This is a genomic window from Undibacterium sp. Dicai25W, assembly GCF_049340505.1.
Lineage (GTDB): Bacteria > Pseudomonadota > Gammaproteobacteria > Burkholderiales > Burkholderiaceae_D > Undibacterium > Undibacterium jejuense.
In genome coordinates, this window is sequence record NZ_JBMPOQ010000021.1 from 1 (window position 1) to 25,966 (window position 25,966).

Here is a 25,966-nt window from a genome sequence, read left to right on the forward strand (position 1 = left end):
TTATGCAGATGTTGTCGCTTTCGCGTCAATTTCATCAAATCAAACCGCCGGAGTTGCTGGCTGCTGCTTCTTTCTTACTTCCCGTTTTAGCGGGAGGCGAACTATAGCAAAGTTTAGTGCTGTTACGCAAGGGGAATTTGGAAAATGATTTATATCTTAAAGAAAGGCTAAGCAAACATAGAACCCGTCATCAAAACGAATGCTCAAACTTGGTCTACTATTCTGTCTACTATTCTGATTACTCATCAATTACTACGCTTTCATTAGAAATATTAGAGATCGAACAGCATCATGAACTATTTACTATTCGACGAACAATTGGACACTCCCTGGACTGAAGCCTTATTTCCCGGAGCAGTCATACTAAGACGGTACGCGGTTGAACGTGCGGATACACTGATCTCTGAATTGGATGCAATACTTCGACAAGCGCCGCTACGCCAAATGAAAACGCCTGGTGGTCGCACTATTTCAGTTCAGAATACGAGCTGCGGTGAGTTCGGCTGGATATCGGATACACACGGCTATCGCTATATTCATTTCGATCCCATCTCACAAGCCCCTTGGCCAGCGATGCCACAGGGGTTCAAAGATTTGGCAATCGACGCAGCTCGAGCGGCGGGATTCGACAAGTTCATCCCAGATAGTTGCCTGATCAATCGCTATTTGCCCGGAACAAAACTATCACTACATCAAGACAAAGACGAACTGGATTTTAATCACCCTATTGTTTCCGTCTCATTAGGAATGCCTGCAATATTTGTGTTTGGCGGCTTACAACGTAGCGACCCGCTCAGTAGTATTAAACTCGAACATGGTGATGTTCTGGTGTGGGGCGGCCCTGCGCGTCTGCTGTTTCATTGTGTCAAATCCGTCAAAGATCAACCGCATGCCATACTGGGCTCTCAACGTATTAACCTGACGTTTAGACGCGCAAAATAAACCTGACATCTATGCGATACTTGCAAACAAATACACAACGCGAGGCAGGTTCATGGCATTTTCACTCGATAATTTGCTGGTTATAGGAATTTCTTCACGCGCCTTATTTGATCTGGAAACGGAAGACGCGATTTTTCAAACCCAAGGTCTCGACGCATTTCGTCAACATCAACTGGAGAATGAAAATACAGTCCTTAAGCCAGGTGCTGGTTATGCCTTAGTCAAAGCACTATTAAGGTTAAATACACTCCTACCCGATGAAAGAATGGTGGAGGTGGTGGTCATGTCACGCAACTCTTCTGAAACGTCGTTACGTATTTTCAATTCCATCCAACATTACGGACTGGACATTACTCGTGCTGCATTGACAGGTGGCGCACCGCTGGCTCCCTATCTGAATGCGTTTAATGTCAGTTTATTTTTGTCCTTACATGAAGATGATGTGCAAGCTGCCATCAATTCTGGAGTTGCCTCAGCGATGCTTTACCCTATGCCTCCCAACGCTGCGGATATGGAGCAAATCCGGATTGCCTTTGACGGTGACGCGGTACTTTTTTCGGATGAATCCGAACGAATCTACCAACAACAAGGTGTAGAGGCATTTGAATCGCACGAGCGAGAAAACGCTAAAAAGACTTTACCGGATGGTCCATTTGCACGTTTATTGCGAGCGCTGTCGTATTTGCAAAATCATTTCAAAACACCAGACGGGAGAGCATTCCCACTGCGCACAGCACTCGTCACGGCGCGCGCGTCTCCAGCCCATGAACGCGTGATCCGCACCTTGCGCGCATGGGACATTGCGATAGATGAAACTTTCTTTATGGGTGGCGTGAATAAATCAGCAGTCTTATCCGCATTCAAGCCACATATGTTTTTTGACGATCAACATGGTCACTGCCTGACAGCATCTGATGTTGTTCCGACTGGGCGGGTCCCGATTAAGCAAACACCTGCGCAAACAAATTAATTTGTTCAAATAAAAAAGCCGGAGCATGTTCGCGCTCCGGCTTTTTAAACAATCATCAAAACTTAGCGTTGCGCCACAACATCCACCACACACAGTGCCGTCATATTCACAATACGACGAACGGTAGCAGACGGCGTCAGGATATGGACTGGTTTTGCACAACCAAGCAAGATCGGACCAATCGCGACATTGTTACCAGCCGTTGTTTTCAACAAGTTATAAGCAATATTCGCTGCATCGATATTTGGCATCACCAACAAATTCGCGTCGCCTTTCAAACTGGAACCCGGCATCATTTTTTTGCGATAACTAGCATCCAAGGCGGTATCACCATGCATTTCGCCATCAACTTCCAGATCCGGCGCATCACGTTGAATGATCGCTAAAGCTGCACGCATTTTTTGTGCGGACTCGCTGTTGCTGGAACCAAAATTAGAATGCGACAGCAAAGCCGCTTTTGGTAACAAGCCAAAACGACGCATTTCTTCTGCTGCCAGGATCGTAATTTCGGCGATTTGTTCCGCAGTTGGATTTTCGTTCACATGGGTATCAACCAACACCAACTGACGATCCGGCAATACCAGACCGTTCATCGCTGCATAGACATTCACGCCTTCACGCTTACCTAGGACCTGATTGATGTAATTCAAATGCAGGCCAGTAGTACCAAAGGTGCCGCAAATCATGCCATCGGCATCGCCTTTATGGATCATCATGGCACCGATTAAGGAATGGCGACGACGCATTTCCAATTTTGCGTATTGTTCTGTGACACCTTTACGGCAAGTCATTTCGTAATAAGCTTGCCAGTATTCGCGGTAGCGTGGATCGAACTCTGGGTTAATGACTTTGAAGTCAACGTCAGGACGCAGGCGCAAACCGAATTTTTCTATGCGTTGTTCCAGAATATGCGGACGACCAACCAGAATTGGCGCTGCCAATTTTTCGTCGACGATCACTTGTACGGCACGCAATACACGCTCTTCTTCACCTTCAGCAAAGACGATGCGTTTACGTTCCATTGGCGCTTTTTTAGCGATCTGGAACAGTGGTTTCATGAAAGTGCCACTGTGATAGACGAACTGCTGCAGTTTTTCTATGTAGGCTTGCATGTCTTTGATCGGGCGCGCAGCAACGCCACACTCTTCAGCGGCTTTAGCAACGGCCGGTGCGATCTTGATCATCAGACGTGGATCAAATGGTTTAGGAATCAGGTATTCAGGTCCAAACGATAAATTGCTGATGCCATAGGCCGATGCTACGATATCGGACTGCTCTGCTTGTGCCAACTCAGCAATCGCATGTACCACAGCGATTTCCATTTCACGAGTAATCGTCGTTGCACCGCAATCGAGCGCGCCACGGAAAATATACGGAAAGCACAAGACGTTATTCACCTGATTCGGAAAGTCAGAACGTCCGGTCGCCATGACAGCGTCGTCACGGACGGCTTTAACTTCTTCCGGCAAAATTTCTGGTGTCGGATTCGCCAATGCCAAAATCAAAGGGCGCGGCGCCATTTGCGTGACCATGTCTTGCTTCAATACGCCTGCAGCAGACAAGCCCAGGAAAATATCTGCGCCAGGGATCACATCGCGTAAGCTGCGCGCTGTAGTGTCTTGCGCAAAACGTTCTTTGTCCGGATCCATCAACTCAGCACGGCCTTTATAAACCACACCAGCCAGATCAGTCACAAAAATATTTTCAATTGGAAAACCAAGATCAACGATCAGATCCAGGCAGGCTAACGCAGCAGCGCCAGCACCGGAAACCACCAATTTCGCTGTTTTAATATCTTTTTGAACAACTTTTAAGCCGTTCATGATTGCCGCGCCAACGATAATCGCAGTGCCATGTTGATCATCATGGAAGACGGGGATCTTCATGCGTTCACGCAGCTTACGCTCGATGTAGAAGCATTCTGGCGCTTTGATATCTTCGAGGTTAATGCCGCCGAAAGTAGGTTCCAGAGAGGCAATGATGTCGACCAGCTTGTCTGGATCAGGTTCATTGATTTCGATATCGAACACATCGATGCCAGCAAACTTTTTAAACAGTACGCCCTTACCCTCCATCACTGGCTTTGATGCCAGTGGACCAATATTACCCAAGCCCAACACAGCAGTGCCGTTGGTGATCACACCAACCAGATTGCCACGTGCTGTGTATTTGAAAGCAGCGGCAGGGTCGGCGACAATTTCTTCACAAGGAGCAGCAACACCAGGAGAATACGCAAGTGCCAAATCACGTTGATTCGTCAACTGCTTGGTTGGCGTGACGCTGATTTTTCCTGGCGTCGGATGCTCGTGATATTCGAGTGCTGCCTGGCGCAATTGTTGACGTATTTGCTCTTTTTGATCTGCTGACGAATCCATGTGGTAGGCCTTTTTTCTATTTTGCTTACGGAAAACTGAAGTTTGCCTGTGATTCTATCAGAGGGAATCTTCTAACTTTATACGTATTTGTACGACTTCTATGCTTTTAGCGCATAAGGATATACATGATATTATCAAATTAAAAACTAAATATCCTAAAAACACGCAGTTTAAGATGTTGACGTGACGAACGATTGTGGATAGTCGGCTCGCTGTAAATTGCTTAATACATTGCACGTCTAATCTACAACTTTAATTTCATCAACAATCTCAACGTAAAATGAGTTTTTCTAACGAAGGAACGATTCCGTCTGGACACCGCAACTTCCTTGAGTACAATGCCTATATGCTCTCAGAATTCGATTTAATCAAGCGCTACTTTGCGCGACATACAAAGCCCGATGAACATCTTGCCCTAGGTATAGGCGATGATTGTGCATTATTAAACATCACACCTGGCATGCAAATGGCGATCTCCAGCGACATGTTGGTGTCTGGGCGTCATTTTTTCCCTGATGCAGATCCTTACCTGCTTGGTCATAAATGCCTGGCGGTCAATTTATCGGATCTGGCGGCGATGGGGGCCAAGCCCGTCGGTTTTACGCTCGCATTTTCTTTACCAGAAGCCAATCCGGCATGGTTGGAGAAATTTTCGAAAGGTTTATTTGCGCTTGCTGATCAACACCAATGCCGTTTGATTGGTGGCGATACAACGAAGGGTCCACTAAATATCTGCATTACTATTTTTGGCGAATTACCGCTCTCGATGGCCTTGCGTCGTGACGCCGCTCAAGTTGGTGATGATATTTGGATTTCTGGAAATCTTGGCGATGCCCGTTTGGCACTAGCTGGTTACTGGCGTGAGCTGGAGCTTAGCCCGGCTGACCAATTGCAAGCAGCAACACGCATGCACCAGCCGACACCGCGGGTTGCACTCGGTATCGCACTACGTGGAATTGCCCATGCTGCACTCGATATTTCAGATGGATTAGTCGGCGATCTCGGCCATATTCTTGAGTCTTCACGTGTAGGCGCTAGCTTAGCAATTGATGCTATGCCTGCGGGACCAATATTGCAGCATTTTCCGCCAGCATTGCGACGCCAATTCACGTTGTCGGGTGGGGATGATTATGAACTATGCTTTACTGCACCAGCAGAACGGCGGGCAGAGGTCGTCGCTGCGGCGGCCTCAGCGAATACTATGGTTACGCGCGTCGGACGCATCGATGCGGAACCTGGCTTACGTTTTCTGGATCAGCATGCCAATCCGGTTAGCCTCTCTTTACAATCCTTCGACCATTTCACCACGCCATGACAAGTACAGCTCCAGCGCAAAGTAGCAAAATAAAAAAAGCGACAGCTCAATTTATGTTCAGCCATCCGGCACATATTCTGGCGCAAGGCTTTGGTAGCGGCCTTTCCCGCATTATGCCAGGTACGGCCGGTACATTATTGGCGTGGTTGATATTCGATCTTTTTAGCCAACGCTGGCCGGATATTTTTACGCCTAGCCATTGGCTTTGGATTATCTCCATCGGTTTTTTTGTGGGCGTTTGGGCGTGTAAGATCACCGGAAAAAATATAGGGGTGGCTGATCATGGCAGCATGGTCTGGGATGAAATTATTGCGTTTTGGCTGGTTCTGCTGTTAGTCACGCCAGCCGATCTCAAGACACAGTTTTACGCATTTATCATTTTTCGCTTTTTTGACATGTTGAAGCCACCGCCTATTCGTTATTTTGATCAGCGCTTTAAAGGTGGTTTCGGGGTCATGTTCGATGACATCGTAGCGGCGTTTTTTACCTTGCTTAGTTTTGCAGTGTGGAGACACTTTTAGCAACGATGAGTAAATGTGCGCTGCAAATAAACTATTCATTGATAACAGACTTCAAATGCTGCGCACATGGTGGTAAAGTAAGTCTGCAATAGAATCAAAAAGCAGCCAAAAAACAGCTAGGGGAGACATCATGCTAAATGCTATTGAACTTGCAATACAGGTCGGTGAAGAACTCAAATCAAGAAAGCTCTTACTGGCTGTTGCTGAGTCTTGCACAGGCGGCGGGATTGCCTACGCTGTTACTGAGGTAGCTGGCTCTTCTGAATGGTTTGATTGTGGCTTTGTCAGTTACTCCAATTCGTCTAAAACCGAGTTACTAGATATCTCTGCGGCACTGATTGCACAACATGGCGCTGTCAGCGAAGAAATCGCCGCAGCAATGGCTGAAAGTGCCATTGCAAACTCAGAAGCCCATGTCTCCTTATCCACAACAGGCATCGCAGGTCCTACTGGCGCGGTACCCGGAAAACCTGTCGGTACCGTCTGCTTTGGCTGGAAAGTTGGCGGTGTAACGCACACCGAACGTCGGATATTTTCTGGCGACCGACGTGCCGTTAGGGAACAGACAATTGTTTACGCTCTCGACAGGTTGCTGCGCTACCTGCGTGAGATGTAATTCGCGGATTTAAAAAGACTATTTTAGTGTCTGGAATCGTTCCGATACACTACGGTTTAACACATACTTAAAAACCAAGTTGTGCTAGCACGCTACCGAAGCTGATATTAATCACGAGATTTCATTAACAATTGATCCAATAAAACCGATTGAATTTTATCGGTTTTCATTTCCTGATTAAGTTCTACGCGTAATTTTTCACGAACTAAATCGAAGCCTTCTTCAGAATGAAGATCATTTGGATCGATTTTTGTCATGACAATCGGTAAAAGCTGCATCAAAGTTACTTTATTTGTGTTGAGCCACTCCCTATCTTTCTTTTCGACTTGTAAAGTAATTTTTATCCTGACCACGTTGTTGTCAACGTTCACCACGGTCTCAGGTAAAGTCAGGTAGGTCGGGGTCTCGCCGTCGTCAGCAATGACCTTGACGTAAAAAATAGCGACAAAAACTGCTAAAAATCCACATAACGCGACAATTGCAGCATACAAAGCAAAATTATCGCTTTTGCCTTCCTTTTTTTTCTTGCTTGATTTATTAGAACTATTCGATCTGGAAACAGACTTCTGCGGTTTCAGCAATTCTGGAACAACGGGTTCCTTGACAACGGTAGATGGAGTCCCCACCGTATTAGCAGAGATCTGAGGCTCAGAAACAGGCGAATCGGGTAGCAGAGGTGACGGAAGATACTCCTCAAGCATATCGGTGCGCGCGTTGGCATCAATATCAAGGTCGAAAAAATCCAGTGCCTCAGATTTAGCTGGGGGACTAGCTACGCCTTCAAAATCTAGCTGCGCACTCAACAAGCTCGCTTTGTTCTTTTCGTTCGGCATAATGAAATCAGGAATTCATCCAACCAGCGATTGTAACCCAAATAAAATTTCACGAAGGAAACTTATCATAGCAAAAAGTTCATGAATTTTAAAGGAAGGGAAATGTCTATTTAAATAAGTCAATTGCTCAATAGCTAAGAATTTGCAAAGCGGCCGAATCTAGATGCAGCGCAGCACGTTACAAACTAAGGATATTATATCCTTCGCTGTTTCGATTATGATGTGCTGTTTTTTTTATTTGCTACAGTCCCTCCAATGCTTCCTACTTTTTCCTCAACAGAAAGAAATTCCGCTTTAGATAATATCAAAGGGGTACTGATATTTTTGGTCGTATTTGGACATTTCATCGAATTGCATATCGCCAATGATAGTTTTTTACGTCCAATCTGGATCTTTGTATATGCGTTTCATATGCCAATGTTCGCGTTGGTATCTGGGATATTCTCCAAAACAATCGTCGATGAAAAACAAGCATTACAACTCATCAAAAATATCGTTGCACCGCTGATTGCTTTTGAACTGATCTACGAATGCACGGAATATGTGTTAGTTGGCAAATTCAGTGTCTACGCCGGCTTAGTCGCTCCCTATTGGATGCTGTGGTATCTGATGAGTTTATTATCATGGCGCCTGATGTTACCGCTATTTTTGAGAATGCAGTTTCCGGTTGCACTGTCATTAATTCTGGCCTTGGGAACAAGTTATTCTGAACATGCAGGGTATTTGTTGAGCAGTTCTCGTACCTTGTTATTTTTCCCTTACTTTTTGGTGGGTGCATTGATTGGTCCCGAATTATTCTCATCTAAAGAAAATGATAGACGATTGATCATCATCTCCTTGCTGATCGTCGCTATTGCAATCTCAAGCATTTTCTTCTTACCGCCGCTATTCGATTACCGTTGGTTGTACGGCAGTTTTTCTTTGAATCGCCTCGGGATGGCAAATATAACCGGGACGCTATATCAGATGCTGCAATACACCGTATCTTGCGTACTTGGCTTAGCATTACTCTACTTACTGAGCCGCAAAGACTTGGGATTATCGAGGATAGGTAAGCAATCGATGTATGTGTTTCTGTGGCACGGTATGACCTTAATCATTTTGCAACAATCTGGGATTTTACCTGCCATATTGCGCATGGAGCCTACCGCCAGACTGTCAATTTCCTTGTTATGTAGCGCTGTGATCGTATACCTGACGGCGCACCCCTATTGCGAACGCCTGACGCAAAAAATAATCTTGCAACCAATGGCGGCATTATTAACAGGTCGCATAAAAAAACTTGCGGCGTCACCAGCAGAAACGCTGCCGAAGAAATCGATCGCTGCTGAATAATTTTTGCTGCAATTGAGCACGCTTTTTACTTTTTTGCTTTTTACTTTTTTGCTTTTTACTTTTTTGCTTGTTACCTGTTAAGCGAAAGAGACAAAACGCCCTGGCTTCAAAATTTCTATTTCTGAAACCAGGGCGTTTTTTATGTGCGATTACTGATCGATCATCAGTTTTTAATTCACTAACTGTTACTTAGTTTGGATATTATCGCCATCAAATTGCTGCGGATTTTTACCGTGGATGCCACTGTAAAACTTCTTAATTTCTTCCATGTCGGCAAGCAGGTCACCGGTTGGCATAAACATTTTTCCGATACCCGCAGTTTTAAGAGAAAAATCGAGATATCCGAGTGCAATTGGTACACCAGCTCCCAAAGCGATATAGTAAAACCCGGTTTTCCAGTGCGTGACTTTGCCGCGGGTTCCTTCCGGTGGAACAATCACTGTCAGACGTTGATTGGCATGAAATGCATCAACTGTGCTTTGTACTAGATTACCCGAGCGGCTACGATCAACGGCAATCCCGCCCAGCCAATGCATTACGTGACCGAAAACAGGCGGAAATAGGCTTGCCTTCCCCATCCAATAAACACGTAAGCGCAGCGCAAAACAAACCATCAAGGTGTATGGAAAATCCCAGTTACTAGTATGTGGTGCCGCAATGAGCACGTATTTTTGCTCGCTGGGAGCTTGCCCCTCAATACGCCACCCCAGCAAGCGCAACATAGTGACGGAAATCCAGCGTGCCAGAGAATTAATCAACGGGGTTTCAAAAATAGTTAAATGCATGCCGTAAGTCTTTGATATCAAAAGAGAAATTCGTCCCCTTCCAGAACGAGACGGCATTATAGGGAGATATCTTAAAAGGGGGAAATTTTTCTTTAGTACGACTGGACTATTTTTTACCGATGAACGTCAATTTATCGCCGTATAGAAATTTCAGCAACAGCAGAAACGAGCAAAAACTAGCAGAAGCTTATTATTTGTGTATCCAGTTAAGTATGTCATCCCACTGGAGTAAGTCTTTCTCCACCCGGGACGGCGCAACATCCCACAGCGTGGCTCCGTGAGCCGCGAGCTGGACATAATTTTGGGTATCACGCAAATAGCCTAATACGGGTAAATCTAATTGCTGCACATAGTGCGTAAGTTGATCAGCTGCGCGACTACGGGCATTGACTCGCATACCCAAAATACCGACTTCGCATTTTTGCTCACGCTTGGCTAGTTTCTTAAAAAACTCTTCAGTTGCCAAAATATCAAAGATAGATGGCTGTAATGGAACAACCACTTTATCCGCCAACTTTAATACGGCATCGAGCTTATTTCCTTTCAGACCAGCTGGCGTGTCCAAAACCACATGTGTTGTACCTTTCGGCGGTTTAGCAATCGCATTGGCATCAATTTCCCACGCCGAAATAGCAGGAAAATGTTCTGGTCTGAGAGCTAACCAGGTACGGGAAGATTGCTGGGCATCAATGTCGCCCAGCATCACTTTATGCCCTTGCGAGGCGAAATAGCCTGCAAGGTTGGTCGCAAACGTACTTTTACCTACGCCACCTTTAGGATTTGCTACGACGATGACTGGCATACGGACATTCCCCACAAGTTGAAATCAGATATCAATATTTACATGTATTCAGCTTGACTCAAAGAGAGCATGTTTGTAACTTTACCTTCTCAGATATTGGGCAACTAGATTTTATTGCCAGCATATTTTGCTAGTTTTGATCGGCAACCAATAACGCCATTTGCTCAACACTGAGGTAACACCATTCGCCTTCTTGTAAATTTAGAGAACTCAACTTCAGTTGCCCGATCGCTGTACGTTGCAAGGCTGCGCAATGATTACCTGCAGCAGCGAGCATACGCTTGACCTGATGATATTTACCTTGTTCCAGGACAATTTCTATCTGATTCGTATCCAATTGACGACACCACAGCGCAGCTAACGGTGCGGGTTCGTCATGTAATTGCACACCACTCAACAGAGAATTCACGAGTTCAGTAGTTACTGGTTCTGCCGTAGTAGCTTGATAAACTTTAGGAATGTGCCGTTTAGGTGAAGACTGTGCGTGGATAAAAGGCCCATCGTCCGACATTAATAACATGCCAGTCGTATCATGGTCTAATCGTCCGACTGGCTGCACATCGCGCCAGGTAAATTGTTCTGGCAATAAAGTCAATACTCCGGGGTGATGACTAGGCTTGCGAGAGCATTCAAAATTCGCGGGTTTGTTGAGCGCAATATATATATGCTCGCGATATTCCCAGTCTTCATCAAAAATACGAAACACCAAGCCTTCCGTCTCAACGGTCAGTTTATAGTCATCAACGACTTCGCCAGCAATACTGACTTCGCCGTCGGATAGCAGTTCACGGCAATATTTGCGTGAACCAAAGCCCTGCGATTGCAGGATACGATCTAAGGATAATTTACTCATACTGCAACTTTAGCAGATCAGCCCCATGCAAGGCTAGCGCGCAAAAGCCAAATCAATACTCCAAGTCAATACAAGTGACAAGTATAAGTATTTAAATGACATTAGTTTTGCTCATCCGCAATTTTTGCAATACGAGGAAGCACAATCGTGAAACTTGTTCCTTTACCCACGATACTATCGACAGAAATATCCCCGCCTAGTACGTCTTTAATCAGGTTGTACACAATATTTAAACCTAATCCGCTACCACCTTGCCCAAGCCGAGTTGTAAAAAATGGATCAAAAATACGTCCTAAGTTGACTGGAATTATCCCTTTGCCGTTATCTTTAACGATAATTTCAATTCGATCAATGTCAAAAAAACGTGCACTGATCGTCACCGTTCCTCTACTTTCGCCCCCAAATGCATGAATGAATGCATTGTTAATCAGATTGGTCATGACTTGTCCCATCGCGCCCGGATAGCTATCCATCATCATTTTCTCTGGAATATCCGAAACCACTTCGTGTTTGGTTTTACGTATCATGGGGCCGAGGGTGAGTATCAGTTCGCTCACCATTTCATGGAGGGCAAAAACGCGCCGGTTGGCACTGGTACGATCAACCGCCACTTGTTTAAAACTAGTAACCAGTTCAGAAGCTTTACTCAAATTACGCAGAAGCAAATCTGTTCCCATTCTGGCATTTTTTAAATACTCTTCTAATGCAGATTTACGTAAGCCGTGACTGTACTGCTGCAAAATATCATCTGTTTGTTCTTGTAAGGTACTGGCAACTGTGACGCTGGTACCGATTGGTGTATTGAGTTCATGCGCAACACCTGCCACCAATGATCCAAGAGCTGCCATTTTTTCGGTTCGCAATAACTCTTGCTGAGCGCGTTGCAAGTTCTCAAGCACTACTGTGAGTTCATTATTTGCTTCTTCCAACTCGTGCGTCCTTTCTGAGACACGACGTTCCAGCGTAACATTCATGTTGAGAATGTCTTTTTCATTCTGACGTTTTTCGGTGATATCTTCTTGCACAAGTATCAAAAATGGCTCGTCACCAAAGCGAATTAAACGTCCGGATATTTGACATAACAACGTCTTATCTTCTGTGCCACAACGTAGCCATGCCTCAAACCCCTGCAACTCGCCATCTCGCTCAAGTAGCCGCAGGACTTGCGCATAATCTTCGGAATTGCGCCATAGGTCTTCTTGTATTTCCAGATTGCTGAGTATTGTTTCAGCCGACCACGCAAACTGCCGCACCCAAGCATCGTTAACGTCGACGATCCGGTACTGATTATTTTTACGCAAAACACTCATCGCTACCGGCGAAGCCTGAAAAATTCCTATGAATTTTTCTTCAGTGTCACGCAAGGCCTGCTCAACGCGTAAACGCTCTTTGAGTTCTTGTTGCAAGATAATATTTTGCTGTTCTCTTTCAGAAATCAGTTGCCCAAGATTGAGTCGCATTTGATTCAGACCGGATGCTAAATTTCCGATTTCATCCTGACGTTGTAACACTAAGGGCTCATCTAGTTTGCCGCTGGCGAGCTTTGCAGTAGCGGCTTGGAGTGCTTGAATAGGACGCACGATACGCCGGTCAAATAAAAACCATATTAATGCGAACGAGAAAATTACCTGTGCGACAAGACCTGCGCCAAGTTTAAAAATGTCATCTAACAAATCCCGATTGACATATTCAGTTGTCATTTCCAGGACGACTTTACCAATCACTTTCGTTTCGAGGTAAATTGGACGTTCTTCTTTTAGGGTATGAATACCGGGCTTACGGACTTTATCACTGCGAACAAAAACATTACCAGCTTCGTCGGTCACAACGAGGCTGATCACCTCACGATTTCGCATGACTGCTTGCACGAATTGCTTACTAACTTCTTTATCGACGTTCCAAAGCGGAACTTCCATCGCTTTAGATAACATGTCGGCATTTTGCGCCATCGGCACGCGTATGCGCAGCTGTAATTCACGCTCATACCTCGCCACTGTCATGAAGTAACCGAACACCATGGCTGGCAATAAGATACCAAGTGCGACGCCTAATATGGATATTTGTCTTAACGAAAGTTTCCGCAAAATTAACCTCAATCTGGAAACCCTGGGATTATTTGGACTGCTGCTTACGCCACAATTGGATATTGAATGTCACCAATTTATTCATCAAACCTTGCTTGTCCAATACGTATAAAGCTTTAGAAATACGACCTCGCATTTCTGGTGTATTGCAGGGAGATTTATGCGCCATCGTCAAATATAAATTTTCGTTGGCAACCGCAGTTGGCAATGTTTTTACATCATTCATATTCAATTTAGCAACGTACGCCAGACCTGGATCCTCTTCATAGATCAAATAATCCGCCCTGGATAGGTTGAGCATAGCCAAGGCTTGCTCCAGACTAGATACGGTAACGATTTTCAGAGACTCTTTGGCATAGCGATCAAAATCTTCGCCAAAGCTATTATTAATCACGGTGATGCCATTTTTGCCAACCAGATCACTCCATTTACGGTAGACCAATTTACTATTTTTTTTGGTCCAGATAGCCGTCCTGGTTTCGCGAAACGCCGGATAAAAATAATCCATGTAATCAAGGCGCGGCAGGGTAAAAAACGCGCCGGCAATTAAGTCGACATGGCCCAATTTTGCTTCTTCCTGTACTCTGGCCCAAGGTCCGAGATACTTTACCTCAATCGGCACGCCAATTTCTTTCGATAAGGCTTGCATCAATTCTGCATTCGCACCGATCAAATGACTTTCATCTTGCGCATCACGCCATAAAAAAGGGGGGTATTCTGGATTCCCGGTCGCTAACAACTTTTTACATACCTCCTGAGCCTGAGAGGGAGCAGCAAGTAGTTGTAAACTTATCAGAAAAAAGATGCTAGCCACATATAACAACTTGCCTGCTCTAAAATATGGCCTCATTGCAACACCTCTTATTATGATAGAAGAATTTTATTCAGTCTAACGCCTGAATAGTCGCGAGGCAAGATGACAATTTCAAATAAAAAAGACACCTCCAACCAACTGTTCTTTCAAGCAACAATAACTCTGATATGCTTAGCGATCAACGCAGCACAAATTTGTATTAAAAATACAATGAAAGCTAATCCGATTATTCAATGAATTGACATAAAATTCTGCATCCTCTGAATAAAAAATGCACTGTTCAATGAATCCGCCAATATAAAAACCCGCACAAAGCGGGTTTTTATCTTTTTTCTACCGAATTCAATAAGGCAATCTTCACATTTTGGCTTTAATTAACTTGCCCAATTTTTCTATACCTTCGTTGATGCGTTCTGGCGATACAGTAACGAAGGACAAGCGCAGCGTATTTTTTTCTGCTTCGTTGGCGTAGAAAGGACCACCTGGAACAAAAGCGATATTTTGTTGAATCGCTTCATCCAACAACAATTTGCTGTCGATGTGCTTAGGCAAAGTGACCCAGATAAACATGCCGCCTTCTGGACGGGTCCAAGTGACGCCTTGCGGGAAAAACTTCGTCATTGCCTCAAGCATGACATCGCACTGACGTGAATAGAAAGTACGAATCGTCGGAATGTGCTCACCGAGGAAACCATCCTTAATCACTTCATAAACGACCATTTGCGTCAATTGTGCCGTATGCAAATCAGCTGCTTGTTTCGCTTGCTCTAATTTACGAATAAGGGGAACCGGACCGACCACATAACCCAAACGAATACCTGGCGTTAATACCTTAGAGAACGACCCCATGTAAATCACGCCGTTAGGATTCATATTCAACATTTTTGGCAAAGGCTCGCCGCTGTAGCACAAATCACCGTAAGGATTATCTTCAATCAGCGGAATACCCATACGTGCACAGGTCTCTACCAACTCCATACGACGTTCTATCGACAAGGTGCGGCCCGTCGGGTTTTGGAAGTTAGGCAAGGCATACATCAAACGTGCGCCCTCTCCTTTTGCGGCAACGGATGCAGGAATCAGACCATGTTCATCCGTATCAACCGATTCAAATTGTGGTTGATACACAGAGAATGCTTGCAAAGCACCGAGGTAGCTTGGTGTTTCCACCAAAATTTTACTACCTTCATCCACCAATACTTTACCCAATAAATCCAGGCCTTGTTGCGAACCAGATACCATTAAAATTTGCTCGGGCAAAATTTTGCAATCGGCGGTGGACAAGGAGGCTGCAATAAATTCGCGCAAAGGTGCGTAGCCATCGGTCGGGCCATATTGCAATGCCGTTTTACCTTGTTCTGACAACACTTTGTCAAACGCAGCTTTCATGCGTTCAACTGGGAAAGTTTCAGGTGATGGCAAACCACCAGCAAAGGAAATGACTTCCGGACGCATGGTCACTTTTAAAATCTCACGAATAACGGAGCTTTGCAGTTGCTCGGCGCGTTCTGAGAATTTCCAATTGATAGGGGTAGGATTTTCAAGTTTCATGCTGGTCTCACTGGAAGTCATGCCATGTCTGGCAAAATATTGTTATCGTTCAAACTAAGACAAATATCTTGAATTGCCTCAGTCATATTTAGTGCTAATTATGTGACGAATCTGATCAGTTAAGTTCCACGATCATTTCGATTTCTACGCACGCTCCCATAGGGATTTGCGCTACGCCGAATGCGGAACGGGCGTGTTTGCCTTGATCACCAAAAACTTCCGCGATCAATTCAGAGGCACCATTAGTCACCAGATGCTGCTCAGTAAAATCAGGCGTCGAATTGACCAGACTCATCAGTTTCACAATACGCTTAACACGATTCAGATCACCACCGCATGCTGCTTGCAAGGTTGCCATCAAATCAATCGCGACAGCGCGAGCAGCCAATTTACCTTCTTCTGTTGTAATATTTTTACCTAACTGACCAACCCAGACCTTACCATCTTTTTTGGCAATATGACCGGACAGAAACACGGTATTACCAGTCTGTACATACATCACGTAAGCAGCAGCTGGTGCTGCAACGGTAGGCAATTCAATATTCAGTGCTTGGAGTTTTTCGTAAAAGGACATGGTCATTCCAAAAAAGTGGTGGCGCAGCCAACCAGAGTGGTAAAAACAAATACGGTGCAATAATGCAATGCCAATAAGGCAATTTGAAACACACGTAGATGCTACGCATAGCTCTCTATTGTATGCCTGCCATTGCCCGATTCATACCCCCAAATTCAAGTGGTCTTATTGATTTTATTTGGTCAGCTTGCAATTTTGCCCTACTCTAACGATGAATCTTCATTTGTCGCCCCAGACTGACGGTAACGACCACCGCCACGGCAAATAGCATATTGATCAGATTCAAGGACTCGCCGACGATCATTGCCGCACCTAATAAGCTCATAAACGGCTGCAATAATTGCACCTGCCCTACCCTTGCAATACCGCCAGTCGCCAGGCCTTTATACCAAAACAAAAAACCAATAAACATAGAAAACACCGACACATAGGCGAACCCACCCCAAGCCGCAGTGGATGCGTGCAAGCCGTACTGTAAATAACTCCAGATACTCAGACTCAGGGTCACAGGAAAAATCAAGATGAGCGCCCAGGAAATGACTTGCAAACCACTCATACTTTGCGCCAATCTGCCGCCTTCGGCATAGCCCATCGCTGCCAGAATGACGGCCCCGAACAGCGCGAAATCTGCCCATTGCAAACGACCTGCACCTTGCATTAAGGCAAACCCCAGCACCAATCCGCTACCCAGCACCGCCATCAACCAAAATCCTAAAGAAGGCCTCTCATGAAAACGTAATGCTGCAAATAGTGCTGTCGCCAACGGTAAAATTCCCAGCACGATCGCGCCATGCGCAGCGGGCACTTGATGCATTGCGAGGGTACTCAACAAAGGAAAGCCTAAAACGACGCCGCAGGCTATGATAAATAATGGTTTCAGTTCAGATCGCTGTGGTAGACGTGCTTTTTGCAACCACATCATCAAGCCCGCCAAAATTGCCGCTACAACAGCGCGTCCCATCGAAACAAACACGGGATTAAGCTCTGCCACGGCAAGTCGTGTGAAAGGCAAAGTCAGACTAAAAATAGCAACGCCCACAAAGCCCAGCCACATACCTTTGACTTCCAGTTTTTGTTGTTTCAATGCGAGGGTGCTCATATTTTTTCCAATGCAATTCGATGTCAGGTTTAGAAATTATTTATAGACTAAACATCCAGACCGCAGTCAACGCCAGCGATATCCCCATGCACAGGTTAAAGCGACGTAGGCGCTGCCCGACTGACAACCAATGACGTAATTTGTCGCCCATCCATGCCCACGTAAGCAAACTTAGCGCACTAGGCAAAGCAAAACCCAGACTCATCCACCCCATACGAGCAAAAAATTCGCTTTGTCCTATTGCATAGGTTGAGGTTGCGGCAACCAACATCATCCAGGCTTTCGGATTCACCATTTGAAACACTGCGGCCTGTTTGACGCTCAACGGTTGCATGCTGTTGCTGTCAGACAAGGTAGCAGAAAAACACAAACGCCAGGCGAGCCACAACAGATAGCCGTTGCCGGCAATCTTCATCACTAATACCAAGTGCGGATGACCTGACAAAACTGACGCTCCACCAAGGCCAATCGCCCACATCATGAGCACAAATCCCAACGGTACACCCATCACCTGCGGCAATGCCGCGCGCAAACCGTGATTGACGCCAGTAGTGGCAGCAATCGCCACATTCGGACCGGGTGTAAAAGAGCCTATCCAGGCGAAGATGGAAAAGGCGATAAATTCTGTAAATGGCATGTGGTGTCCTGCTTCCGGCGGAAAATTTGGCGCGTTTTGTTTTTAAATGATGTTCAATGCTAATGGTGTCTGTCATGTACGAATGCAATCTGAAACAGAATACGCATTGGCGACAGAACCATCTTCGGCACTGCACTCTTTTTCATCAGCGTTTGTGCTATCCTAAACGCAAAAACCAATACAGTACCAATACACAAAAAACGATAATCACCACACTGTTCTGGTCAATTCCCCAATACAGACTGCCAATAACGAAGAAACGAAGAAAAGCTCATGCAAACGCCTACCTTTTATATTTCGCGCGACTCCGGGGATTCTCTGGTAGAACAAATTGTGGCAGCAGTTGCCAACCGTATCGACGACAAGTTGCTGCGTACGGGTGCGCGTATGCCTTCGATCCGGCAATTTGCTGATGAACAGCATGTATCACGTTTCACGGTGGTCGAAGCGTATGACAGGTTGGTCGCCAAGGGCTATCTGGAATCACGTCGCGGCGCAGGTTTTTTTGTCCGTGAACGAGCATCGATGCTGAGTAATGCCCCCGTCGCAACGCAGGCCGTAACTGGCTCGCAGCAAATGGATGTGGTGTGGCTGGTGCGCAATATGTTTCGCCAATTACCACCTCAAAAAATGCCGGGTTCCGGCGTATTACCACATGATTGGCTCGATGGTGAATTGGTCGCGAACGGCTTACGAGCGATCAGTCGTCTGAATCAAAATTTGTTACTGCATTACGGTACGCCACAAGGGTTTCTGCCGCTGCGTCAGCAATTGCAACTCAAACTGGCTGAGCTGGAAATCGCCGCAGCACCAGAACAAATCGTGATGACAACCGGCGTGACGCAAGCATTGGATCTGGTCGCCCGTGAATTTACACGTCCTGGCGATACCATTTTTGTCGATGATCCGGCGTGGTTTTTGATGTTTGGATCGTTTGCGATTCTTGGTGCCAAAGTGATCGGTATTCCGCGCCTGCATGATGGTCCCGACGTCGCTAAATTGGCAGAACTGGCAGCAATACACAAACCGAAGTTGTATATCATCAACTCAGTCATGCACAATCCGACCTCGACTTCATTGTCAGCGGCCAAAGCATTTCAAGTGTTGAAAACTGCGGAGTTACATGACTTCATTGTGGTGGAAGATGATATTTACTGCGATATGCATCCCGGCAGTGCCGTGCAATCGGCGACCCGCATCGCTGCGCTGGATCAACTAAATCGTGTCATTTATCTGGGCGGATTTTCTAAAACACTGGCCGCCAATTTGCGCGTTGGTTTTATCGCGACTTCAGCAGAACTGGCTATCCGCTTATCCGATCGCAAGATGCTATCAACACTCACGACAACGGAAATCGGCGAACGTGTCGTGTACAAAATTCTCTCCGAAGGTCACTATCGAAAACATGTTGATCGTATCCGCGTGAAGCTCGATGGCGTCAGAGATGACATCACCAAGCGACTCGAACATATAGGCATCAAAGTTGATTATCGCACTCCGGCGGGGATGTTTTTGTGGACAGAAACTGGTGTGGATACCAACAAGCTCACCGAGAAAGCCCTCGAGCAAGGATACCTGCTTGCGCCAGGTAGTTTGTTCTCCCCCCACCAGGCACCGTCGACCAAAATGCGTATCAACATCGCTGCGATGTCAGATGCAGGTGTGTGGGACTTTTTAAAAAATGAACTGCGCTAAAAAATTTTCAACCAAATTGCGTGATTTAGAACAATTTAAGCAACCATAAAAGTCGACACTTTACCCTTGCCACGAGCATCGCCGGCACGATGCAATAAAGCAGACACATTGTCACCTTCGCGCATCGTTGCCACACCTATCGTGGCATCAATTTTGATTTCTTTGCCGGATACGGTCACAGGCATAGACACAACAGTGGTGCGGGTACGTCCGGCGATTTTTTCTGCATCGTTTGCCGCTGCTTCAGGCAACAAAACACAAAACTCATCACTACCGTAACGCGCCAGATTATCGTAGGACCGCATAACCCGCTTAATACGACGGGTTACCTCGACAAGAATAATATCGGCAGTTTCCGGGCCGTATTCATCATTAATTTTTTTAAAATCTGTAACATCCAGCACTAGCATTGACATCGGTTTTGTCAAACGCGCATGACGTTGTAATTCAGCTTCGGCAATTCGCATAAATTCGCGCCAATTGGCCACACCCGTTACCGGATCAATACTTGCCTGACGTTCCAATTCTTGCTCGGCACTTAACAACTTACGGCGATAGCGATGCACGTAACTGGCAATGGCATGACCAGTCACAGCACTCGCTGGCAACATCATAGCAACGCCAAGCGAATATCCATAATAAGGTGCATGTTTGAATACCATCAGAAGTAGTGAAACAATCACAAAACTCACCACCGGTAGACGCAACATCTTGAGAGGCAGCGGCACCACAATGAAGGTCATCAGACAACCCCAGATATCGATTAGGTAATGTCCGAAGTAATCTCTTGGCGTGCAGGCGTTGCTGACCAGTTGCATCAGCATGACCAGCACCACCCAACGGAGTAAATATTTATCGATGACAGGCGCCGCACCCAGCACCTTCAATTGCTGTAAAAACCACCAGGAACAGGCCAGAACAAAACCTCGCATCGACAACAACACTACCGAAGTCACAGAAAATTCGTGGAACAACAAATCGATAAAGCTGAGTGGCAGCAAAGACCACATCAATACCCGCACCACCAAGCGTGCCTGGATTCTGTCTTGATTCTGGAAATAGGTTCGGTATTGTTCATCAGGAATTTCTTGATACGTCGTTTGCATTTTAAATACCTATCATACTCAGGATTTATTATTAAAAAAACATTATTACAAACTATATCACTACCTAAGCTCAGATCCCAATGTTTATCGGATCTGCCGCAAATTTGCTTCGACAATGATGCGCATCATTCATTGCACTCACTCGCAAGTCACAGATATTCTGGCGGCGCACTTCGGTATTTTAGATAGAAAATTATGGTTTTTTAGGATGAAAGCACATATCTATGCTACATTCTCATCCACCTTTTTACGCGCTCACTATGCACATTATGCCCTTCACATCGCAGTTTGCTGACATTTTTACAGGTTTTCCACCTGTTTTCAGCAATGACTTGCGTTGTTGTTGCTGTTGAGGCTGCATTATCTATTGCCGATTAACACCGTGACGAAAGTCCGTTAATCGCGCGCACCAAGTTCTTTCAATTTCTTACTCTTTTTCATTGTTAAACCAAGATGGACATACTTCTTTACGATAACTGGGAACGCCGCCTGCGCCCTTTCACACCTCTGCGTAATGATTGGGTCGGGTTGTATTGCTGCGGCCCTACCGTGTATGACTACGCGCATATCGGTAATTTGCGTACCTATCTGTTCGAAGACCTCTTGCGTCGCACGTTAGAATGGAACGGCCATACTGTCCGTCACGTCATTAACATCACTGACGTGGGTCATCTGGTCTCAGATGGCGATGACGGTGAAGACAAAATGGAAAAAGGCAGCCGCAAAGCCGGTGAATCGGCATGGCAAATTGCTGATCGTTTTACGATTGCCTTTAAGCAAGACTTGCAGCGTTTAAATGTTCTGGAACCAAGCATCTGGTGCAAAGCAACAGATCACATCGCTGAGCAAATCGATTTTATTTCTTGCATCGAAAGCAAAGGCTTTACCTATCGCACCAGTGATGGCATTTATTTTGATACCAGCAAGCAAGATGACTACGGCTACCTCGCCCGTATCAAACGCGACGCCATCAAAGCTGGTAGCCGTGTTGAACTTGGCGAAAAACGCAATGCGACAGATTTTGCCCTATGGAAATTTAGTCCGGAAAACGAACAGCGCCAGATGGAATGGGATAGCCCATGGGGCCGCGGTTTCCCGGGCTGGCATATTGAATGCTCGGCGATGTCCGCCAAATATCTGACACCGTGGTTCGATATCCATTGCGGTGGCGAAGATCATATTTCTATTCATCACAGCAATGAAATCGCCCAGAACCAGGCTTGCCACGGAACGCGCCTGGCGAACTTTTGGATGCACGGTTATTTCTTGCAAATTGATTCTGGCAAGATGTCCAAATCCAGCGGTGATTTCCTGCGCTTACAAACCTTGCTGGATCAACACATCGATCCGCTTGCCTATCGCTATTTGTGCCTGACTGCACACTACCGCAGCCAGATGCAATTCAGCTTTGAAGCTTTGCAAGCAGCACAAACCGCGCTACAACGTTTGCGCGATACCTTCTACGCCTGGCCAGCTGGCGGTAGTGTGAGTGCTGAATTCAAAGAAAAATTCACGACTTTTGTGAATGAAGACTTGAACGTGCCGCGTGCACTGGCATTGGTCTGGGAAATGTTGAAAGCCGACATTTCTGATGCCGATAAAAAGGCGACGGTCGCTGAATTCGATCAAATTTTTGGTTTAGGTCTGGCCAACTGGGTGCCGCAAGCATTAGAAGTGCCAGCCGAAGTGCAAGCACTGGCAGAGCAACGCCAGGCAGCACGCGCAGCTAAAAACTGGGCAGAGGCCGATCGCTTACGCGCCGCATTGCATGCACTGGGATTTGAAGTCGAAGACAAAGCTGGCAGCATGAATATCAAACGTTTGTAATCCCAGCGCCAGCTCCGAATCGATAAAGCGCCGCGACTGAAAAGTCCGGCGTTTTTTTTACGTCAACGAGCAAGGTTTATTGCATCGAAAAACTTGAAATCTCGTGCTACGTCCCCACCTCGGGAGAGCTAGTTTTTTGATTCACATTTAATCCATTTGATTCAATTTTATTTAAAACGACCTTCCTAACCTAATTTCCGAGGAAAAACATGTCAGAAAAACAAACTCTGGGCTTTCAGGCCGAAGTCAAACAATTACTGCAATTGATGATTCACTCCTTGTACTCCAACAAGGAAATCTTCTTGCGCGAGTTAATCTCCAATGCATCGGATGCCTCCGACAAACTGCGTTTTGAAGCGATCAATAACGCTGCATTGTTTGAAAACGACGCTGAGCTGCAAATCAAAGTGACCTTCGATAAGGCCGCACGTACCATCACTATTTCTGATAACGGTATCGGCATGAGCAAAGCCGATGCGATCGAACATCTGGGTACGATTGCTAAATCTGGCACCAAAGAATTCTTTGGCAAACTGTCTGGTGATCAGCAAAAAGACGCCGCCATGATTGGTCAGTTCGGTGTTGGTTTCTATTCTGGCTTTATCGTTGCTGATCGCATCACTGTTGAATCTCGTCGTGCTGGCGCATCTGCTTCTGAAGGCGTGCGCTGGGAATCCGAAGGCGCGGGTGACTTCAGCGTTGAAGACATCACTAAAGCAGGCCGCGGTACTGATATCATCTTGCACCTGCGCGAAGGCGAAGACGAATTCTTGTCCGCATGGAAACTCAAGTCCGTGATCCGCACCTATTCCGACCATATCTCTCTGCCTATCAAAATGCAAAAAGAGGAATGGGATGAGGAGAAAAAAGAACAAGTTCTCAAAGATGAATTTGAGACAGTGAACCAAGCCAGCGCATTGTGGGCACGTAGCAAATCCGAAATCACACCGGAACAATACGAAGAGTTTTACAAACATGTTTCCCATGATTACAGCGCACCACTGACCCACACGCACAACCGCGTTGAAGGTCGTAGCGACTATACGCAACTGCTGTACATCCCAGCGCGTGCACCATTTGATCTGTGGGATCGCAACAAGCGTGGCGGCATTAAGCTGTACGTTAAACGCGTTTTCATCATGGACGATGCAGAACAATTGATGCCTGTCTATCTGCGCTTTGTCAAAGGTGTGATTGACTCCAACGATCTGCCACTGAACGTATCTCGCGAGATTCTGCAAGAAAGCCGCGACATCAAAGCAATCCGTGATGGTTCTACCAAGCGCGTACTGGGCATGTTGGAAGATTTAGCGAATGCCGAAGGCGATGAAGCAGCAGCTAAACACGAAAAATACGCGACATTCTGGAAAGAATTCGGTCAGGTATTGAAAGAAGGCATCGGTGAAGATGCGACCAATAAAGATCGCATCGCGAAACTGTTGCGCTTTGCTTCGACACATAACGACAGCGACGTGCAAAACGTGTCATTGGCTGACTATCTGGCACGTGCCAAAGAAGGCCAGGACAAGATCTACTACGTCACGGCAGAGAGCTATGCGACAGCTAAAAATAGCCCGCACTTAGAGATCTTCCGCAAAAAAGGCGTCGAAGTCTTGTTACTGACCGATCGCGTTGATGAATGGATGTTGTCTTTCCTGAGTGAATTCGAAGGCAAAGAATTGGCTTCTGTGGCGAAAGGCGGTTTGGATCTGGGCACATTGGAAGATGAAGCTGAGAAAAAACACCACGCAGAAACTGAAACCGAGTTCAAAGATCTGGTCGAAAAGATGAAAACGGCGCTGGCAGATAAGGCCAAAGATGTGCGCGTCACTTTCCGTTTGACCGATTCACCAGCATGCCTTGTGGCGGACGAACACGACTTGTCCGGCAATCTGGCGCGCATGTTGAAAGCAGCGGGTCAAGCTGCACCAGAGTCGAAACCAATTCTGGAAGTCAACCCAGATCATCCTTTGCTGCAAAAACTGAAATACGAAGAAGCCAAATTCAGTGACTGGTCACACATTTTGTTTGATCAGGCTTTGCTGGCAGAAGGCGGCACCTTGGCTGATCCAAGCAGCTTCGTAAAACGTTTGAATGAAATGCTGTTGAGTAAGTAAATAAGCGACACATAATCGGCTGCTAATCTAAACACAGCCATAAAATGAGAAAGCCCGGGGACAGAATTGTCACCGGGCTTTTTTCAAGCTAGCAAGAGAGGGAAGATAGAAGCAGGTTTAGGTGATTCACTATTTCCTGTCTCTCTGAGCATATTGCAATTTACTCACTCACTTCAACAACGCGACCGTTCAAAGGTTGCACAGGACGCGCATTCATTTTGTACATTTTTTTGAATGCTGCGATCTGTGCTTTGGAGATCTCTACTGGCTGTTTCAGTACGTGCCAGCGAACGCCATCGCTACAAGGTGGTGTCGTTAAAGAGCCCATGAATTTGTAGTAAGAGAGCTTACCTGGTAAAACTTTGGATGGATCAAAACTTGCTAAACTCGTTGGCGTACCTTCCGCTGGAAGCGCTGAAAATATTGGAGCCAACGTCGCATTTTCTTTGCCAGCTTTAAACAGGACCGCAACTACAAATAATTTGCCATCTGCATTTTTGTGAACGAAGTGCGCCACCATTGGATAATTAACGCCATCAATTTTTTCTTCACTTGGTGTATGGAAATGGAATTGCAACAGTGCCGCTTCGTCATTACCAACTTTCAAGCTACTACCTGCTGGCAAATTAATCTGGATTGTATGACCATTATTAACGACTTCTGCTGTACTAGATTTATAAGAAAAATCGAGTGCTGGCAAGGCAGCTTTTGTCACTTTTGATTTAACGATATCAATCGGAGATTGCTCTTTACTGATTTTGCAAGCAGAGTTTGCCTCGTCCAGATCTGCCCATTTAGTTGGCGCAGTTTTGCCATCATAACTCCAATGGGCAGGAGCACCTTTGTCTGATGCATGGGCCATACCAAATGACATTGCGAAAGCAGCACAAGTCATAGCAGCGATTAACTTTTTATTCATTTTCAATCTCCATAAAATAGGGATGCAACATACCTTCAGCTAAAAACACAGACTCAAAGTCAGTGAGTTCAATTTCTAAAAATTACCTCGGAAGCAAATGAGTAAAAACGATCTTCAAAGATTACGATACTTATACCTGATTACTATTTCTGAACAATGACTTCCGAATTATTTTTTCAAAACATTTTGCATTGTA

The 25,966-nt window shown here is 45.8% G+C and carries 22 protein-coding genes; 9 read left to right on the forward strand and 13 right to left on the reverse strand.

Translation table 11 applies throughout. From position 1 onward, the window contains the following. Window positions 1-291 precede the first annotated feature (291 nt). Window positions 292-942, forward strand: a complete 651-nt coding sequence (gene alkB, locus ACO0KY_RS16915; RefSeq protein WP_423047994.1) for a DNA oxidative demethylase AlkB — start codon at window positions 292-294, stop codon at window positions 940-942. Between the two features lie 52 nt (window positions 943-994). Next, window positions 995-1,912, forward strand: a complete 918-nt coding sequence (locus ACO0KY_RS16920; RefSeq protein WP_423047996.1) for a 5'-nucleotidase — start codon at window positions 995-997, stop codon at window positions 1,910-1,912. Between the two features lie 62 nt (window positions 1,913-1,974). Here ACO0KY_RS16920 and ACO0KY_RS16925 read toward each other — a convergent pair whose 3' ends face one another. Then, window positions 1,975-4,287 (reverse strand): NADP-dependent malic enzyme, encoded by a 2,313-nt coding sequence (locus ACO0KY_RS16925; RefSeq protein ID WP_186913987.1) that lies wholly within the window; start codon window positions 4,285-4,287, stop codon window positions 1,975-1,977. Window positions 4,288-4,633: 346 nt separating this feature from the next. Here ACO0KY_RS16925 and thiL point away from each other — a divergent pair, with 346 nt between their 5' ends. The 3 genes from thiL (at window position 4,634) to ACO0KY_RS16940 (ending at window position 6,739) form a co-directional block, all read left to right on the forward strand. Next, window positions 4,634-5,602: a thiamine-phosphate kinase gene (gene thiL, locus ACO0KY_RS16930; RefSeq protein ID WP_423048076.1), complete on the forward strand. Its 969-nt coding sequence runs from the start codon at window positions 4,634-4,636 to the stop codon at window positions 5,600-5,602. Beyond that, window positions 5,599-6,123: a phosphatidylglycerophosphatase A gene (locus tag ACO0KY_RS16935; protein WP_423047999.1), complete on the forward strand. Its 525-nt coding sequence runs from the start codon at window positions 5,599-5,601 to the stop codon at window positions 6,121-6,123. The genes thiL and ACO0KY_RS16935 overlap by 4 nt, the downstream gene beginning before the upstream one ends. 130 nt (window positions 6,124-6,253) lie before the next feature. Further along, window positions 6,254-6,739, forward strand: a complete 486-nt coding sequence (locus ACO0KY_RS16940; protein ID WP_423048001.1) for a CinA family protein — start codon at window positions 6,254-6,256, stop codon at window positions 6,737-6,739. Window positions 6,740-6,846: 107 nt separating this feature from the next. Here ACO0KY_RS16940 and ACO0KY_RS16945 read toward each other — a convergent pair whose 3' ends face one another. After that, window positions 6,847-7,572, reverse strand: coding sequence for a flagellar basal body-associated FliL family protein (locus ACO0KY_RS16945; RefSeq protein ID WP_423048003.1), 726 nt, complete (start codon window positions 7,570-7,572; stop codon window positions 6,847-6,849). A 255-nt stretch (window positions 7,573-7,827) separates the two neighbouring features. Here ACO0KY_RS16945 and ACO0KY_RS16950 point away from each other — a divergent pair, with 255 nt between their 5' ends. Beyond that, window positions 7,828-8,907 (forward strand): acyltransferase family protein, encoded by a 1,080-nt coding sequence (locus ACO0KY_RS16950; protein ID WP_423048005.1) that lies wholly within the window; start codon window positions 7,828-7,830, stop codon window positions 8,905-8,907. 185 nt (window positions 8,908-9,092) lie between these two features. On the opposite strand, the gene ACO0KY_RS16955 is transcribed toward ACO0KY_RS16950, so the two are convergent. The 9 genes from ACO0KY_RS16955 to ACO0KY_RS16995 all read right to left on the reverse strand — a co-directional run bounded on the left by ACO0KY_RS16955 (window position 9,093) and on the right by ACO0KY_RS16995 (window position 18,106). Continuing rightward, window positions 9,093-9,692 carry a lysophospholipid acyltransferase family protein gene (locus ACO0KY_RS16955; RefSeq protein WP_423048006.1) on the reverse strand — a complete coding sequence of 200 codons (600 nt, stop codon included), beginning with the start codon at window positions 9,690-9,692 and terminating at the stop codon, window positions 9,093-9,095. Window positions 9,693-9,882: 190 nt separating this feature from the next. Further along, the gene (locus tag ACO0KY_RS16960) at window positions 9,883-10,494 is read right to left on the reverse strand and encodes an AAA family ATPase (protein WP_423048008.1); all 612 of its coding nucleotides are present in this window, start codon (window positions 10,492-10,494) and stop codon (window positions 9,883-9,885) included. A gap of 130 nt (window positions 10,495-10,624) precedes the next feature. Beyond that, window positions 10,625-11,347: a pseudouridine synthase gene (locus ACO0KY_RS16965; RefSeq protein ID WP_423048010.1), complete on the reverse strand. Its 723-nt coding sequence runs from the start codon at window positions 11,345-11,347 to the stop codon at window positions 10,625-10,627. Between the two features lie 101 nt (window positions 11,348-11,448). Next, window positions 11,449-13,431, reverse strand: coding sequence for an ATP-binding protein (locus tag ACO0KY_RS16970; protein ID WP_423048012.1), 1,983 nt, complete (start codon window positions 13,429-13,431; stop codon window positions 11,449-11,451). A 28-nt stretch (window positions 13,432-13,459) separates the two neighbouring features. Continuing rightward, window positions 13,460-14,281, reverse strand: a complete 822-nt coding sequence (locus tag ACO0KY_RS16975) for a substrate-binding periplasmic protein (RefSeq protein ID WP_423048014.1) — start codon at window positions 14,279-14,281, stop codon at window positions 13,460-13,462. A 321-nt stretch (window positions 14,282-14,602) separates the two neighbouring features. Next, window positions 14,603-15,796 (reverse strand): PLP-dependent aminotransferase family protein, encoded by a 1,194-nt coding sequence (locus ACO0KY_RS16980; RefSeq protein ID WP_423048016.1) that lies wholly within the window; start codon window positions 15,794-15,796, stop codon window positions 14,603-14,605. Window positions 15,797-15,911: 115 nt separating this feature from the next. Next, window positions 15,912-16,370, reverse strand: a complete 459-nt coding sequence (locus ACO0KY_RS16985) for a RidA family protein (protein WP_423048018.1) — start codon at window positions 16,368-16,370, stop codon at window positions 15,912-15,914. A gap of 205 nt (window positions 16,371-16,575) precedes the next feature. Continuing rightward, a complete protein-coding gene (locus ACO0KY_RS16990; RefSeq protein WP_423048020.1) occupies window positions 16,576-17,469 on the reverse strand; it encodes a DMT family transporter in 894 nt (297 codons plus the stop codon). Window positions 17,470-17,509: 40 nt separating this feature from the next. After that, window positions 17,510-18,106, reverse strand: a complete 597-nt coding sequence (locus tag ACO0KY_RS16995; RefSeq protein WP_423048022.1) for a LysE family translocator — start codon at window positions 18,104-18,106, stop codon at window positions 17,510-17,512. Between the two features lie 273 nt (window positions 18,107-18,379). Here ACO0KY_RS16995 and ACO0KY_RS17000 point away from each other — a divergent pair, with 273 nt between their 5' ends. After that, entirely contained in the window at window positions 18,380-19,801 is a 1,422-nt protein-coding gene (locus ACO0KY_RS17000; protein ID WP_423048024.1) for a PLP-dependent aminotransferase family protein, read from the forward strand. A gap of 35 nt (window positions 19,802-19,836) precedes the next feature. Here ACO0KY_RS17000 and ACO0KY_RS17005 read toward each other — a convergent pair whose 3' ends face one another. Next, window positions 19,837-20,907, reverse strand: a complete 1,071-nt coding sequence (locus tag ACO0KY_RS17005) for a GGDEF domain-containing protein (RefSeq protein WP_423048026.1) — start codon at window positions 20,905-20,907, stop codon at window positions 19,837-19,839. Between the two features lie 453 nt (window positions 20,908-21,360). Between ACO0KY_RS17005 and cysS the strand changes: the two genes are divergently transcribed. Both cysS and htpG read left to right on the forward strand, forming a co-directional pair. Next, window positions 21,361-22,734 (forward strand): cysteine--tRNA ligase, encoded by a 1,374-nt coding sequence (cysS, locus tag ACO0KY_RS17010; protein WP_423048028.1) that lies wholly within the window; start codon window positions 21,361-21,363, stop codon window positions 22,732-22,734. 209 nt (window positions 22,735-22,943) lie between these two features. Then, the gene (htpG, locus tag ACO0KY_RS17015) at window positions 22,944-24,851 is read left to right on the forward strand and encodes a molecular chaperone HtpG (protein WP_423048030.1); all 1,908 of its coding nucleotides are present in this window, start codon (window positions 22,944-22,946) and stop codon (window positions 24,849-24,851) included. A 160-nt stretch (window positions 24,852-25,011) separates the two neighbouring features. Here the strand turns inward: htpG and ACO0KY_RS17020 are convergent, their stop codons facing one another. Next, window positions 25,012-25,770: a carbonic anhydrase gene (locus ACO0KY_RS17020; RefSeq protein ID WP_423048032.1), complete on the reverse strand. Its 759-nt coding sequence runs from the start codon at window positions 25,768-25,770 to the stop codon at window positions 25,012-25,014. Window positions 25,771-25,966 lie beyond the last annotated feature (196 nt).

Coding starts and splice junctions, on each gene's coding strand:
- alkB (WP_423047994.1), top strand. CDS start 292: ATGAACTATTTACTATTCGACGAACAATTGGACACTCCCTGGACTGAA.
- ACO0KY_RS16920 (WP_423047996.1), top strand. CDS start 995: ATGGCATTTTCACTCGATAATTTGCTGGTTATAGGAATTTCTTCACGC.
- ACO0KY_RS16925 (WP_186913987.1), bottom strand. CDS start 4,287: ATGGATTCGTCAGCAGATCAAAAAGAGCAAATACGTCAACAATTGCGC.
- thiL (WP_423048076.1), top strand. CDS start 4,634: ATGCTCTCAGAATTCGATTTAATCAAGCGCTACTTTGCGCGACATACA.
- ACO0KY_RS16935 (WP_423047999.1), top strand. CDS start 5,599: ATGACAAGTACAGCTCCAGCGCAAAGTAGCAAAATAAAAAAAGCGACA.
- ACO0KY_RS16940 (WP_423048001.1), top strand. CDS start 6,254: ATGCTAAATGCTATTGAACTTGCAATACAGGTCGGTGAAGAACTCAAA.
- ACO0KY_RS16945 (WP_423048003.1), bottom strand. CDS start 7,572: ATGCCGAACGAAAAGAACAAAGCGAGCTTGTTGAGTGCGCAGCTAGAT.
- ACO0KY_RS16950 (WP_423048005.1), top strand. CDS start 7,828: ATGCTTCCTACTTTTTCCTCAACAGAAAGAAATTCCGCTTTAGATAAT.
- ACO0KY_RS16955 (WP_423048006.1), bottom strand. CDS start 9,692: ATGCATTTAACTATTTTTGAAACCCCGTTGATTAATTCTCTGGCACGC.
- ACO0KY_RS16960 (WP_423048008.1), bottom strand. CDS start 10,494: ATGCCAGTCATCGTCGTAGCAAATCCTAAAGGTGGCGTAGGTAAAAGT.
- ACO0KY_RS16965 (WP_423048010.1), bottom strand. CDS start 11,347: ATGAGTAAATTATCCTTAGATCGTATCCTGCAATCGCAGGGCTTTGGT.
- ACO0KY_RS16975 (WP_423048014.1), bottom strand. CDS start 14,281: ATGAGGCCATATTTTAGAGCAGGCAAGTTGTTATATGTGGCTAGCATC.
- ACO0KY_RS16980 (WP_423048016.1), bottom strand. CDS start 15,796: ATGAAACTTGAAAATCCTACCCCTATCAATTGGAAATTCTCAGAACGC.
- ACO0KY_RS16985 (WP_423048018.1), bottom strand. CDS start 16,370: ATGTCCTTTTACGAAAAACTCCAAGCACTGAATATTGAATTGCCTACC.
- ACO0KY_RS16990 (WP_423048020.1), bottom strand. CDS start 17,469: ATGAGCACCCTCGCATTGAAACAACAAAAACTGGAAGTCAAAGGTATG.
- ACO0KY_RS16995 (WP_423048022.1), bottom strand. CDS start 18,106: ATGCCATTTACAGAATTTATCGCCTTTTCCATCTTCGCCTGGATAGGC.
- ACO0KY_RS17000 (WP_423048024.1), top strand. CDS start 18,380: ATGCAAACGCCTACCTTTTATATTTCGCGCGACTCCGGGGATTCTCTG.
- ACO0KY_RS17005 (WP_423048026.1), bottom strand. CDS start 20,907: ATGCAAACGACGTATCAAGAAATTCCTGATGAACAATACCGAACCTAT.
- cysS (WP_423048028.1), top strand. CDS start 21,361: ATGGACATACTTCTTTACGATAACTGGGAACGCCGCCTGCGCCCTTTC.
- htpG (WP_423048030.1), top strand. CDS start 22,944: ATGTCAGAAAAACAAACTCTGGGCTTTCAGGCCGAAGTCAAACAATTA.
- ACO0KY_RS17020 (WP_423048032.1), bottom strand. CDS start 25,770: ATGAATAAAAAGTTAATCGCTGCTATGACTTGTGCTGCTTTCGCAATG.